General features: G+C 42.5%; 9 protein-coding genes and 1 tRNA gene. 5 read left to right on the forward strand and 5 right to left on the reverse strand.

The window, feature by feature from the left end:
- Positions 1-91: 91 nt before the first annotated feature.
- The 3 genes from Q8M62_RS01330 to Q8M62_RS01340 all read left to right on the forward strand — a co-directional run bounded on the left by Q8M62_RS01330 (position 92) and on the right by Q8M62_RS01340 (position 6,457).
- Positions 92-3,514, forward strand: coding sequence for a gliding motility-associated C-terminal domain-containing protein (locus Q8M62_RS01330; protein WP_304899743.1), 3,423 nt, complete (start codon positions 92-94; stop codon positions 3,512-3,514).
- A gap of 300 nt (positions 3,515-3,814) precedes the next feature.
- Entirely contained in the window at positions 3,815-5,041 is a 1,227-nt protein-coding gene (locus tag Q8M62_RS01335; protein ID WP_304899744.1) for a sugar MFS transporter, read from the forward strand.
- 45 nt (positions 5,042-5,086) lie between these two features.
- Positions 5,087-6,457: a glycoside hydrolase family 140 protein gene (locus Q8M62_RS01340; protein ID WP_304899745.1), complete on the forward strand. Its 1,371-nt coding sequence runs from the start codon at positions 5,087-5,089 to the stop codon at positions 6,455-6,457.
- On the opposite strand, the gene Q8M62_RS01345 is transcribed toward Q8M62_RS01340, so the two are convergent.
- Both Q8M62_RS01345 and Q8M62_RS01350 read right to left on the reverse strand, forming a co-directional pair.
- Positions 6,454-6,690, reverse strand: coding sequence for a DUF903 domain-containing protein (locus tag Q8M62_RS01345; protein WP_092731081.1), 237 nt, complete (start codon positions 6,688-6,690; stop codon positions 6,454-6,456). The genes Q8M62_RS01340 and Q8M62_RS01345 overlap by 4 nt on opposite strands.
- Before the next feature lie 216 nt (positions 6,691-6,906).
- Positions 6,907-6,980, reverse strand: a tRNA-Arg gene (locus Q8M62_RS01350).
- A 177-nt stretch (positions 6,981-7,157) separates the two neighbouring features.
- On the opposite strand from Q8M62_RS01350, the gene Q8M62_RS01355 reads away from it, so the two are divergent.
- Positions 7,158-7,904 (forward strand): outer membrane beta-barrel protein, encoded by a 747-nt coding sequence (locus tag Q8M62_RS01355; RefSeq protein WP_304899746.1) that lies wholly within the window; start codon positions 7,158-7,160, stop codon positions 7,902-7,904.
- 44 nt (positions 7,905-7,948) lie between these two features.
- Here Q8M62_RS01355 and Q8M62_RS01360 read toward each other — a convergent pair whose 3' ends face one another.
- Both Q8M62_RS01360 and rpoN read right to left on the reverse strand, forming a co-directional pair.
- Complete coding sequence (locus Q8M62_RS01360; RefSeq protein ID WP_304899747.1) at positions 7,949-8,518, reverse strand: phosphatase PAP2 family protein; 570 nt, start codon at positions 8,516-8,518, stop codon at positions 7,949-7,951.
- Positions 8,519-8,562: 44 nt separating this feature from the next.
- Positions 8,563-10,023, reverse strand: a complete 1,461-nt coding sequence (gene rpoN / locus Q8M62_RS01365; protein WP_092731075.1) for an RNA polymerase factor sigma-54 — start codon at positions 10,021-10,023, stop codon at positions 8,563-8,565.
- 177 nt (positions 10,024-10,200) lie between these two features.
- On the opposite strand from rpoN, the gene asnS reads away from it, so the two are divergent.
- Positions 10,201-11,652, forward strand: coding sequence for an asparagine--tRNA ligase (asnS, locus tag Q8M62_RS01370; RefSeq protein WP_305668002.1), 1,452 nt, complete (start codon positions 10,201-10,203; stop codon positions 11,650-11,652).
- Between the two features lie 37 nt (positions 11,653-11,689).
- Here asnS and Q8M62_RS01375 read toward each other — a convergent pair whose 3' ends face one another.
- Positions 11,690-12,877, reverse strand: coding sequence for an MFS transporter (locus Q8M62_RS01375; protein ID WP_304899749.1), 1,188 nt, complete (start codon positions 12,875-12,877; stop codon positions 11,690-11,692).
- Between the last annotated feature and the right edge of the window lie 42 nt (positions 12,878-12,919).

Here is a 12,919-nt window from a genome sequence, read left to right on the forward strand (position 1 = left end):
AAATCAAAGCGCATTCCCCTACTAAAAAGTATCCTTGATCTCTAATATTTTAAAATTCACTTTAATCACCAGCTGTTTAATATTGGTGTTTTTGTTTGCCGACGGAGCCAAAGGGTTTCTTGGGGAGGGAATGTTGATGTCTTCGAAATCGCCTTTAGAATTATACAGTACGGGAATAATTGGGCCAGACAGACTTTGTATCCAGTTCGGGAGTGTTATTGGTGAGTTTTCGGGAGGCGCAAACGCTTTGACTGATGTATATGATTGGAAAATTTTTGACACATCGGGAAAAGAAATTTTTAACAAACAGCCTGGAGGATTTCAAACTATATCTTTCACATTTAAAGACCCGGGGATTTACCGAGTCGAATTGATTGTAAGTAGAGCAGCTATTCCTTTTCCAAAACAGATCAAGGAAATAACTGTACAACCCTCACCGGAAGTAATTCTTAACTCAAGCTACCAGCAATGCGGCACTGATCCACTGGCAATCAGAGCAATAAATCCCTCCGACCCTTCGGAATCACTTTTTAAGTTTGAGTGGAAAAACGGATCCGGTACGGTCGTGGGAAATAATAACCTATTAAACGTAACTGCACCCGGGACATACACTGTTAGTTTTTTTATCCCCTCAGGAGGTGGGCTTCAGGATTGTTTGCGATCGGTAAGTACCACCATAACAGGCTCTCCTGTATTTGAAATAAAAGCCCCCAGCGATATCATCTGCCCCAATCAGTCGTTGACTTTCTTGACCGAACCAACCATTTCCGGAAATTGGTATGTCCAAAAACAGGGAGAGTCCACCCGGAACTTCCTCAGCACCGGGAGTTCGGTGATTGTATCACCTTCAGTACTTCCCTCCTTGGGAAATTATGAGGTCATTTTTGAAATGATTAATCCGGATGTCTCGGGCTGTACTATTGAAAAGTCAAAGTCCCTGACCTATTTCCCCTTACCGGATTTTGAAATCCTCGACCCTATTGAATCCAGTGGATGCAACATTGCAGATGGTGGGATCAGAATCCGGGCACTGACACCAATCGATAATATTTTTGTAGAAGAGACCAAATATTCTTCGGGACCTATTGCTTCAGGTCAAACTTTCGTGATTCCAAACATGGAATCCGGAGCCTATAATCTAAATTCCTCATTAGGCAATTGCACAAATTCTTATGCTGCCGCAGTTCCCATAGGCACGGTTCCTCCAGAGTTAAAATATGAGCTTATTGATATCATCGGAGAATCCTGTTCAGATGTAGGAAAAAATTTAGGCGGGTTTACCATTCAGCTTCCGGGACCTGTTGACGGACATTACCGCGTCCTCAATGAAAAAGGAGGAGTTGCCACTTCAGGAAGTTTTTTAGGCCAAAGCAAAATTCCAGTTTCCATCGCAGGGGGTATTTTTGTTTTTGAACTGCTTGATTTAGACAGCTGTACTGTTCCCAAAAAAGAATTAATTGAAATTCCGGGCAAAGGCCAGGTTCAATTTACCGTTGCTGAGGATTTGGCGATATGTCAATCCTTCGGTTTAATTCCTGAAACCAAGGAAAATTTAGAATTCACGCTTTTCTCACCGGACGGTAGAGAAGAGACAAAAAAGGCAGGCGAATCTCTTCTGGTGGATCAGGCAGGTCTGCACAAGATTGTTGGAAGACTTTCAACACCGAATGATCTATGTCCGACATTGATTGAGTTTAATGTCACCCTAGTAGATCCGGTTGAATTTGAACCTGTACTTATTCAGGAGGATTGTTTTGGAAATCGAACTTTTGAAGCAGAATTATTCGGGCGAAATCCAAATGATCTTATATTCAAATGGTTCAATGAAAAAGATGAACTTGTCAGTGAAGGAGTTCAATTGGTTCCCGTTTCCACCGGATTATTTAAGTTGGATGTCCAGCCAAAAAACAGTGAGGCATGTCCAATCCCACCAAAGGAGTTCCTGATCAAAGCACCAGTCCTGGAAGTGGATGTAAGCCTTCTTTCAACCAAACTTTGCGAATTGCGCCCCTCATCGATTATCACACTTACAACTACATTTCAGGATGAAGTAACTGATATCATTTGGAGGAAATTTGATGATGCCGGTAACATCATCCCATTACCACAGTTTACAAACAAAACTGAAATAACTGTAGACATAGAAGGTATTTATGAAGCTACTGTCTACAGTATAATTCCATCAATCGGGAAGGATTGTGAATTGGGCAGAAATTCCATTGAAGTAGACGTGACCCCGGAGCGGGTGACTTTTGAAATTCCTGATGCTATTTCTATCTGTGAAAGCTTTAATTTTTCTCCGGTAACTAATCAAAGTCTCAATTTCACTGTGACTTACCCCAGTGGAGAAATGGTAACGAAAGCCTCAACTCAAACTTTCCTGTTAAACCAACAAGGTACCTATACTTTCTTTGGCTTTGATCCAAATGCAAACTCTATCCTCTGTCCTGACGAACAAACAATGGTGGTCACGGTAAATCGGAAAATTGAATTTGAGGCTGTTTTGATCAGCGAATCGTGTGAAGGGGTAAAAACTTATCAGGCAGTTCTTACAGGGGCAAATCCTGCAGATGCTGAATTTTCTTGGATGGATGATCAAGGCAATGAAATTGGTAACGAAGAATTTTTGATTCTCAACAATTTTGGAAATTTCTCCCTCGACGTTCAACCTTTAGGAAGTATTCCATGTGATCAGGATATATTTAAATTTGAAGTAGCCCAACCTATATTAAATGTTGACATTGACCTGAAAGCAGAGACTTTGTGCCCGGATTCAAGTTCAGCGGCACTTACTGCTATAGCTGATTTCGACAGAATCAACAGACTGGAATGGTGGTTTACAAATGCATCTGGTGTAGAATTTCAACTGACAAATCAGACTGACAAGCCGGAAATACTTGCAATTGAGGAGGGAACTTACGAAGCAAGAGCCTTCAACGCATTTGATTGCCTGATAGGCCTCGACAGAGTGTTGATTCTGAGAAGTACGGATGAAATCAGACCCGAAGTAGAAGAAATGTATACGGTTTGTCCCCGTTATGAAATAGCCGAAACAATTAATCCCGGCCGATTTGCAAGCTATGAATGGTACCATGAAGGGCAATTGGTTTCGACAGCTCCAACCTATAAACCATTGCTGATCGGAAATTTTGAGCTTATCGTAATGAGCTCAGAAGGTTGTGCTTATCAGACTACATTTATTACAGAAGAAGAATGTGAATTACGGGTGATGCATCCCACTGCGATCCAAATTGGAAATCCTGATAAACAGTTTCTCATTTACACCAATTACCTAATCGACGAGTTGGAGGTTTATATTTTTAATAAATGGGGAGAAATTATCTTTCAATGCGCCAATACGAATCTCATTTCCGAAGTTTCTACCTGCGATTGGGACGGAACTTTTAATGGAAAGGCTATTCCAAATGGTTCTTACACCATCCGGGTAAATTTCCGGAATAATGAAAAAAACATACAAAAACACTATCTGGGATCAATCTTGGTCATAGAATAATAGTTATAAACTGCTCATTTGACCAAAGTGAATTTCCTGCCTAATAAAAGATAGGCGATATAACCAATTTCTTAGAGCATCACTCTAGATTTTCAGTGTGAGCTCAAGCCCTTTGCTCCAAGATTTCCAAAAAGAGGAGTTTCACTTTTTGAAGAAAACAATTTTCCCTTCTCCATTACCAAAGATGACTTCCATTCAAGGAATAATTTTTGCCACGGGAAAGCTAAATCCCTTTTTTTTTCTATTTTGAACCGTTTTAAGTGAATGTTTTACTCAACCCAAAAACCAAAGCACTCTTCCATGACTCAAACCATCAATCGTGGCGCCCTATTCAACGCAAGCTGTCTGGCGCTCATCACCACCGCCTTTTCATTTTCCATTCGTGCGGGAATCCTTCCACAATTGGGGGATTCATTCGGCCTAACTGCTGAGCAGCTAGGCTTTATCAACTCCATGTGGTTTCTCGGATTCCCTATTTCCATGATTCTTGGAGGGCTATTCTACCATATTGTAGGGCCTGCCAATATTATGAGAATCGCATTTGTGACTCATACCCTTGGTATTTTGATGACCATTTTTGCGGATGGTTATACGACGCTTCTGATTTCAACACTATTTATCGGATTTGGTAATGGTTGTACCGAAGCTGCATGTAACCCGCTTATCGCCGATATGTACTCCGGCACCACGCTTAATAAGATGTTGAATAGGTTTCACATGTGGTTCCCGGGCGGAATTGTATTGGGCAGCTTGGTCTCCAAGTTTATGACAGACGGAGGATTTGCATGGCAATCCCAAGTTTGGGTGATGATGATTCCTACAGTGGCCTATGCCGTCCTTTTCTTTGGAAAAGCATTCCCAAAGCCAAAGGTCGAAGGAGTTACGTCTGTAAGTTCCAACTTCAAAGCAATGCTCAGTCCAGTATTTATATTCCTATTCATTTGCATGGCGCTGACGGCGATTTCTGAATTCGGACCACAACAGTGGGTAGGATTAATTATGGGATCCAGCGGTGCCAGCCCAATGTTGATTTTAGCACTTACTACCGGAGTGATGGCAGTAGGCAGATTCTTTGCAGGTCCGGTTGTAAAAGCGCTTGGTCAAACTGGTGTATTGCTTGGCGGGGCTATCTTTGCCTCTATTGGCATCTTCTTATTTAGCACTGTCACAGGACCTATGGCCTATGTTGCTGCGGTGATTTTTGCAATAGGTGTGTGTTACTTCTGGCCCGTAATGGTAGGAGCAGTTGCCCAGCGAGTACCACTTTCCGGAGCATTGGGAATGTCTATCATAGGGGGCATAGGAATGTTCTCTACCGCGATCTTCCAGCCAATTATTGGAGGTTGGATTGATGCATCAAGAGCATCTCAAAGTGCCGCTGGATTGGCAGGAGACGCCCTTGAATTAGCTGCCGGACAGGAAACCTTGCAGAAAATGCTCTTATTCCCGGGAATCCTGATCGTATTATTTATCATCTTCTTCATTTGGCAAAAGGGCTCCAAACCAGCCGTAGCGGCCGCACATTAATTTGACTCAAAAGCAGCCTACGGGCTGCTTTTTTTTGCTACTTCCATGAAAAAAACTATTCTCTTTTTTATCGCACTCTTGACAACTTGGGTAATCCAAGCTCAAGAAATTAAGGGACCTATTCAGGTTCATTCAGCAAATCGATATCTCATGACTTCAGATGGACACCCATTTTTTTGGATGGCTGATACGGCTTGGGAATTGTTTCATCGACTTGACGAGACAGAAGCAGTCTATTATCTGGATACCCGAAAAGAACAAGGCTTTAATGTCGTGCAGGCCGTAGTACTCGCCGAACTCGATGGTATTCATACTCCAAATGCTAATGGTGACACCCCATTTTTGAATTTGGAAAATTGGGAATACAACGAGGCCTACTTCCGCCACGTCGACAAGATTTTAGATTTAGCTTTAGAGCGGGATATTCATATCGCTTTACTCCCAACTTGGGGTGACAAGCTATTCAAAAATACTTGGGGAACCGGTCCGGAAATTTTTACACCAGCAGCAGCATATTCTTATGGAAAGTGGATTGGTAAAAGATATCGAGATCGCAAAAATCTAGTCTGGGTACTGGGTGGAGATCGAAATCCGCGCGAAGACTCCCATGACATCGAGGTCTGGAATCAAATGGCAAAAGGAATTAAAGAAACTCAAAACCCTAAAAACCCGATTCTTATCACTTTTCACCCACAGCCCACCGATCCGGGAGGCAGCTCCAATTGGTTTCATCAAGCGGATTGGCTAGACTTCAACATGCATCAAACGGGGCATTGCCCCAATCAGCCCACCTACCAGAAAATCGCATACGATCTAAATCTTTCTCCCCAAAAACCAACCATCGATGGGGAACCTATGTATGAGGAGCATCCCAAATGCTTCAATGCGAAAGAACTGGGATACAGTGAAGCTACCGACATCCGACGAATCATGTATTGGAACGTTTTTGCGGGAGCAGCAGGTCAGACATACGGTTGTCATGCCGTCTGGCAGATGTATGATTTGGATAAAAGCCCAATCAATGCACCACTAAAGCCATGGAAATTATCACTGGATTTGGAGGTCGCCAATCAGGTAAAGCACATAAAAAAATTAATGCTTAGCCGACCCTATTTTGATCGACTTCCGGACCAGAGTTTAATTGCTTCAGCGCAATTGGATGATGAATTTTACATTACGGCTACCAGAGGGAATGATGGCAGCTTTGCCTTTATTTATTTCCCAAATGGGAAAAGCATCCAACTTAATCTCACACTAATGACCGGAGAGTCTTTTAAAACCACATGGTTTGATCCACGAACTGGAGCCGAAATCAAATCGACAAATAATCTGGTGAAAGGAAATAAGGTTTCAGTTTCCCCTCCCAGTTCGGGAAGAGGAAACGACTGGGTACTTATCCTTGACGCGATAGATTAATTCCCGCAGGAATAGGTCAGGTATTCATCCGCAGGAATAGACCAAAGCTTGCCATCCTCGTCCCGATAAGTGATTGTGCCAGTAGCCTTGAGAATCTCTATAGCTTCCTGAGTAGTAATCGTCCCCCCCTTAACAAGTTGGATGGTGCAGGGCCCTTCAATCCGCTTCACATCGACCAATTCCTCACAAGCTGCAAAAAGAATAAAAGCAAAAAAGAAATAGAGTTTTCGCATGATCAGTAAACTAGCTTCAAAAATAGCCTAAAAAAGGGTTAGGAAAAATTCAATTCAACCAATAAAAAAGCCCAGCTTTTAGCAAGCTGAGCTCTTGTGACCTCGTCAGGAATAAAACCTGAAACCTTCCCGACTGTGGTCGGGATGCCTTAATCAATTGAGCTTCTTAGTTTTTAACAATAAAAAAAGCCCAGCTTTTAGCAAGCTGAGCTCTTGTGACCTCGTCAGGATTCAAACCTGAAACCTCCTGAGCCGTAATCAGGTGCTCTATTCAATTGAGCTACGAAGCCGTTACGATCTGCAAAGGTACCTTTATTTATTTTTTATGCAAATTCCCTACTCGAAGAAAATATACTCAAGCGAGAATATATCTCACTTTACCTTAAGAATAATTAAGACCGTCAAGAGGGTAAATCCTTTGGGATTTTATATTTTTGCCCACATTCACTGATAAGAAACCTCTTTTGATGAAAAAATTATTTACACTGTCGCTCGCTTTCTTTTTATTTCAATTTGTGCAGGCACAGGAATCCGAGACAAAAGCAAAATCCCCAATTGGGGGTCGTCCAAATATCCCGAATGACTTGAATATAGAGTTTGGCTTTAACCTATTGACTAATAGACCGGCAGATATCGAAACAAATTTTATTGGATCCAGGACTTTCAACGTTTCTTACCAATTCCCTATCAATATCTTAGGTGATAAATCAGGCTTCACACTCAATCCGGGTTTCGGTATTGGCACAGATAAGTACCAATTTGGCAAAGATCAAAACCTGTTCATCAATCCTACCCTGGGAGCTGAGTCTTCCAGACTTTTGGGTGTCACTGAGGTCTATGGTAATACTATCAGCATCAACAAGAATAATTTGGCTGTAAATTATTTGGAAATACCTTTGGACTTGAGGTACCATGTCAATAAAAACAACTACAGCAAAAGCTTCAGATTTAGTATTGGAGGAAAAGTAGGTTATCTCTACAATGCCCACACTAAAATCAGCTATGAATCCGATGCCATGGGTACGCGAAAGATCAAAGATTCGCAAAATTTTGGATTGGAGAAACTACGCTATGCAGTGTCTATCAAGGCAGGATCACCGGGTTTTTATGTTTGGGGCAACTTTTACCTCAACGACGTTTGGCAAGCTGGAAGAGGACCTTTTGCTACGGAAGCCAGTCAAATTAACTTCGGATTGGCCGTCTCAGTTTTCTAAACTAGCCGCAACAGAAATTAAACCCGGATTGTATTCGGGTTTTTTTATGTCCAAATCCAATTAAACCCTAGCCAACAGACAATAAAACCTGTGGCCAGTCCAACATAAACTTCCAGAGGTCGGTGGGCCTGCAACAACAGACGAGAAGTGGCCACTACTCCACAAAGGACTAATGCCCCCAAAAGCGGGTAAAGAACCTCAAAATTTGGAAATTTATTTCCTAAAACTAAAACCACCGCAAGAAGCCCACCGGTACCTGTCATGTGGGCTGACATTTTCCAAAAAAAACTAATCCCCGTCAAAATCACGACCGAAGTGCAGATCACCGCCATTCCAAGCCACAGCACCGGATCTAAGTCTGTCTTTTGGTATAAAAACCAGGTGGTCAGCAGAAAATATGCTGTGGTAATCAAAAATGGAATCCTACGATCTTTGACCTCCGGCATGTGAAGACTTTTGACTGTCCCACTTAGCCTCAAGCCGATGATGCTGATCATCGGAATAACTAGGGTTGAGAGTATGATTAAAAAGAAAATTCTTTCCTTAAATTCCTCGGGAATACTGGTGGCCTCCGGTACTGCAAAAAGAATCATCCCATAAACTAATGTTGGCATCAACAGCGGTTGAAAAACCACTGAAATTACTAATGCAATCAATCTCACAATAGCTCTTTTCTTAGCCTTGCCACAGGAATCTGAAGCTGTTCACGGTATTTTGCAACCGTACGTCTAGCGATATTATATCCTAATTTATTTAGCATTTTTACAAGTTTATCATCAGAAAGCGGTCTCTTTTTATCCTCGGCATCGACCATGGTCTGTAGTACTGACTTCACCTCACGGTTGCTGACATCCTCACCGCTGTCGGTAGCGATACCTTCAGAGAAAAAGTACTTCAGCGGATATACTCCAAACTCAGTCTGAATTGCCTTGCTGTTTGCCACCCTAGAAACGGTTGAAATATCCATCCCAATTCGTTCGGCAATATCCTTTAAGATCATTGGACGGAGATTTGTTTCGTCTCCATCGATAAAAAATTCTTTTTGATAGTTCAGTATAGCTTCCATAGTTCTCAGAAGCGTATTTTGCCGTTGCTTGATCGCATCAATAAACCATTTGGCGGAATCCAGCTTTTGCTTCACAAACGTGACCGTTTCTTTCAGCTTTTTATCCTTTTTGTCACTTTTATCATAGGCATCAAACATCTCAGAATAGGATCTCGAGATACGAAGCTCAGGTGCGTTCCGGGAATTTAGACTGATTTCCATTTTTCCACCGATGTTGGACAGGATAAAATCGGGGATAATATACTGTGTGCGAATTAGTCCATCCGATGTACCACCCGGTTTCGGATTAAGTTTGGTGATTAGATTGATCGAATCTTTGATTTGATCCTCATCAAGATCGAGGCGCTTCTGAATCTTGGAATAATGTTTTTTGGTAAACTCCTCAAAACAATCCTGAAGTATAAGCAAAGCATTCATAACAATGGGATCATCGGGATGCTCTTTTCGCTCCAACTGAATGATCAAACATTCCTGAAGATTTCTGGCGGCAATACCGGCCGGATCAAAGTTTTGAATTTTCCGGAGGATCTCCTCCATTTCATCGATATCGGTTTCAATATTCTGACTGAAAGCCAGGTCGTTGATGATCGCTTCGAGATCGCGTCTGATATAGCCGTCATTCTCAATACTTCCAATTAATTGCTGACCAATGATCTTCTGCCGCTCATCAAGTTTTAGAAAATTGAGCTGTGTGATCAACTGCTCATGCAAAGAAGCTTGAGATGAAATGGGTATTTCCCGGTCATCGTCGTCAGCATTATAGTTGCCATCTCCCTGCATTTTGTACCCACTATATTCATCGTCGAGGTAATCGTCAAGATTTAATTCATGATCATCCCGTCCGGTGTCATCGTCAAAGGAGTCTTCAAAGTCATCCTCCTGCGTTTGCTCTGGCTCTTCATCCTTTCCCTCTTCGAGCGCAGGATTGATTTCCAATTCCTCTTCTATTCTCGTATCCAGCTCAGCTGTAGGTACTTGAAGCAGCTTAATAAACTGAATTTGCTGGGGTGATAGCTTCTGAGAAAGAGATTGATTAAGATTAAGCTTTTGCATTTAGTTCAATTGAAACCTTCTAGTTGGGTTTAAAAAAAGCTTTTCCATCTGAAAAAGCTTCACAATCAAATTTAGGAAAAAGAGCCAAATTTTTGATAAAAAGGTGATTTAATCGTTTTTTTGCATTCCACTAAAAAATGGCCGGAAAAGAACTTTTTCCGATAAAAAAAATCTCCAATGGCATTTAACAAACGGGTCAAAATCAAGACCATCCTCGATCAAAATCCAATCGGGAAAGAAGTCACGCTCATGGGTTGGGTTCGCACCAAAAGAAGCAATAAAAATGTTTCTTTCATCGCGCTCAATGATGGTTCCATCATTACCAACTATCAGGTAGTGGCCGATCCTAATCTGATTTCTGAGGAAGTCCTTAAAAAATGCACCACAGGTTCCTGTCTTAAAATCACAGGAACGGTGGTAGAATCTCAGGGATCCGGTCAGGCCTCCGAACTGAATGCCAAAACCATTGAAGTCCTCGGTGAAGCAGACCCTGAAAAGTATCCACTGCAGCCCAAAAAGCACTCACTAGAGTTTCTAAGAGAAATCGCTCACTTAAGAATGAGGACCAATACCTTTGGGGCGGTATTTAGAGTGAGGCATGCACTTGCGTTTGCTGTTCACAAGTACTTCAATGATAAGGGATTCTTTTATATCCACACCCCAATCATCACGGCATCAGATGCTGAGGGAGCTGGTGAGCCTTTCAAGGTCACCACTTTTGACATCGGTAATCCTCCAAAAAAGGAGGATGGATCCATCGATTTTAAGAAGGATTTCTTCGAAAGAGAAGCAAATCTCACCGTCTCCGGTCAATTAGAAGGCGAATTGGCAGCCATGGCCCTTTCCGAGATTTATACCTTCGGCCCTACTTTCCGGGCCGAAAACTCCAACACTACCCGTCACTTGGCGGAATTCTGGATGATCGAGCCTGAAATGGCTTTCTATGACGCAGAAGACAATGCGGATCTGGCAGAGGATTTCCTGAAGTATCTCATCCAATATGCTCTGGAAAACTGTCAGGAAGATCTTAAGTTTTTGGAATCCAGACTTTTGGAAGAAGAAAGCTCCAAACCAACCGATCAGCGAAGCGAACTGAATTTATTGGATAAACTCAAATTTGTGGTGGATAATGAATTCGTAAGAATCACCTATACGGAGGCCATAGATATCCTGCGAAATTCTAATCCAAACAAGAAAAAGAAATTTCAATACCTCATTGAAAGTTGGGGGGCAGATCTTCAGTCTGAGCACGAGCGGTATCTGGTAGAAAAACACTTCAAAAAACCGGTCATCCTCACTGACTATCCCAAGGAAATCAAGTCTTTCTACATGCGTCAAAATGAAGACGGAAAGACAGTGGCGGCCATGGATATCCTTTTCCCTGGCATCGGAGAAATTATAGGTGGATCCCAGCGAGAGGAAAGACTGGATGTGCTTACCGCCAGAATGGATGAAATGAATATTCCAAAGGAAGAAATGTGGTGGTTCCTTGACACCCGCAGATTTGGATCTACACCGCATGCAGGCTTTGGATTGGGCTTTGAGCGAATGGTGCAGTTTGTCACCGGCATGGGAAATATCCGGGATGTAATTGCCTTTCCAAGGACACCAGGAAACGCAGAATTTTAAAAAAAAGTGAAATCCCGATGAGAGTCGGGATTTTTTTTTAACTCACCACCTTCACCCTTCTCGCCAATGGAATGCATAGTACACTGAAGAAGATGGCCAGATAGCCGACGATATGGAAGTTGGTCAATTGGCCCGATTCATTTTCCCCGATAATCAGACCTGCCGCCAATGTCGCCAGTCCTGCTGCAATTTGCTGGACGGCTGAATTGAAGCTCAGGAAACTTCCCCGATTTTCAGGCTTGGCAGTACCAGTAATAATTGCCGCAGCAGGCACGTAGCGCCCATTGGAAGTCACAAAAAACATCGTCGTGATCATCAACACAAACGGGATCGGAGTGACGCCTAAATGGGTAATGATTCCAATTGGGATCAAATTGAGTAACATGAAAATGGTGAAGATTTTTAGTTTCCCGTGCTTATCTGACAACTTCCCGACCCATGGAGAGGTAAAAATAGTGAAAGCTCCCCCTGCCATATAGATATAGGTCAGCTCCAATTCTGAAAATCCCACATTAGCGACATTGTATGGACTCAGAAACGGAATGATCATAAACTGTCCGAACATCATCATGATTGAGAGCGAGATTGCTCGCATCTGATTGCCGTTACTGGTCACCCGGGAGATCACCTGCAAAGGATGCGGACGCTTGATTTCTTTACCCAAATGCTCCCGTATTGGCGGAATGAATTTGTAAATCATTCCAAAACTCATCACCGACAGGCCTGTAAGAATAAAAAATGGTGTGTGCCAGCTTGAGAGACTTGCAAGAAACAAACCCATAGGAACTCCCATGACCGAGGCCACGGAAAATGCTGCCATTACCAAACCCATCGCCCGCCCCCTTCTTTCGTCAGGTATCACATCACCTATTATCGCCAAAATCAAGGCAGAAGTAAGCCCTCCAAATACACCTGAAAGCACTCTTGCTACTAAAAGCACCGCATAAGTCGGGGAAAGTGCACATCCCAATGTGGCGATAGTAAATCCCACATAGACCCAAATCAATATCTTTTTCCGATCAAATCGATCCAGAAAAAAAGCTCCAAAAAAGCTGGAAATTCCGGCACTGAAGGTATAGGAGGAAACCAGGAGACTAAACTCACTGGGTCCGATATCGAAGATTCTCATCAGCTGCGGCCCCAGCGGCATGAGAATCATAAAATCTACAATATGAATGAAATTGATGGCGGCGAGCGTCCAAAGAATCGCTTTTTCTTTTTGCATGACAAAAATCTATGGTTTGAAAACCTTGAAGTGAAAAATTAA

It is taken from the genome of Algoriphagus sp. (assembly GCF_030694375.1).
Classification (GTDB): domain Bacteria; phylum Bacteroidota; class Bacteroidia; order Cytophagales; family Cyclobacteriaceae; genus Algoriphagus.

Excerpts from the sequence above, each read along its gene's own strand:
- Q8M62_RS01335 (WP_304899744.1), top strand. The coding sequence starts at position 3,815 with ATGACTCAAACCATCAATCGTGGCGCCCTATTCAACGCAAGCTGTCTG.
- Q8M62_RS01340 (WP_304899745.1), top strand. The coding sequence starts at position 5,087 with ATGAAAAAAACTATTCTCTTTTTTATCGCACTCTTGACAACTTGGGTA.
- Q8M62_RS01345 (WP_092731081.1), bottom strand. The coding sequence starts at position 6,690 with ATGCGAAAACTCTATTTCTTTTTTGCTTTTATTCTTTTTGCAGCTTGT.
- Q8M62_RS01355 (WP_304899746.1), top strand. The coding sequence starts at position 7,158 with ATGAAAAAATTATTTACACTGTCGCTCGCTTTCTTTTTATTTCAATTT.
- Q8M62_RS01360 (WP_304899747.1), bottom strand. The coding sequence starts at position 8,518 with ATGCCAACATTAGTTTATGGGATGATTCTTTTTGCAGTACCGGAGGCC.
- rpoN (WP_092731075.1), bottom strand. The coding sequence starts at position 10,023 with ATGCAAAAGCTTAATCTTAATCAATCTCTTTCTCAGAAGCTATCACCC.
- asnS (WP_305668002.1), top strand. The coding sequence starts at position 10,201 with ATGGCATTTAACAAACGGGTCAAAATCAAGACCATCCTCGATCAAAAT.
- Q8M62_RS01375 (WP_304899749.1), bottom strand. The coding sequence starts at position 12,877 with ATGCAAAAAGAAAAAGCGATTCTTTGGACGCTCGCCGCCATCAATTTC.